Here is an 831-nt window from a genome sequence, read left to right as displayed (position 1 = left end):
TTCGCCTTCGCCTCGAAGGACCGGGCGGCCGTCGAAGAAGCGGGAGCGCCGGAAGGTGGGGTGCTTGGCCCGCAAGGCACCGACCGCGGCCGTGAACTCCACGAGCGGCTGGTCCACGCTGTCCCAATTGATCCAGGTCAGTTCGGAGTCCTGGCAGTAGCCGTTGTTGTTGCCCCGCTGGGTCCGGCCCAGCTCGTCTCCGTGCAGCAGCATCGGCACCCCCTGGGAGAGGAACAGGGAGGCGATGAAGTTCCGCTGCTGGCGTGCCCGCAGGGCCAGGACCTTCGGGTCATCCGTGGGACCTTCGACGCCGCAGTTCCACGAGCGGTTGTGCGATTCGCCGTCGTTGTTGCCCTCGCCGTTGGCCTCGTTGTGCTTTTCGTTGTAGGACACCAGGTCCGCGAGGGTGAAGCCGTCATGGGCCGTGACGAAGTTGATGGAGGCCACCGGGCGGCGGCCGGAGTGCTCGTACAGGTCCGCCGATCCGGTCAACCGGGAGGCGAACTCGCCCAAAGTGGAGGGCTCCCCGCGCCAGAAGTCCCGGACCGTGTCCCGGTACTTGCCGTTCCATTCGGTCCACTGCGGCGGGAAGTTGCCCACCTGGTACCCGCCCGGACCCACATCCCACGGCTCGGCGATGAGCTTGACCTGCGAGACCACCGGGTCCTGCTGGATCAGTTCGAAGAACGTCGAGAGCTTGTCCACGTCATAGAACTCCCGGGCCAGCGTGGACGCCAGGTCGAAGCGGAAACCATCCACGTGCATTTCGGTCACCCAATAACGCAGCGAATCCATGAGCAACTGCAGCGAGTGCGGGCTGCGCACATTCAG

Annotated in this window: 1 protein-coding gene; it reads right to left on the bottom strand. The window is 65.6% G+C overall.

Annotated features, from left to right (window positions below; all coding sequences use genetic code 11):
• Positions 1-831 (bottom strand): alpha-amylase family glycosyl hydrolase (locus L0B83_RS19600; protein WP_268821136.1); only part of this gene is annotated, 831 nt, incomplete at both ends.

The sequence above is a fragment of the Arthrobacter alkaliphilus genome (assembly GCF_021483235.1).
Classification (GTDB): Bacteria; Actinomycetota; Actinomycetes; order Actinomycetales; family Micrococcaceae; genus Arthrobacter; species Arthrobacter alkaliphilus.
This window is presented reverse-complemented; position numbering and strand designations above follow the sequence as displayed.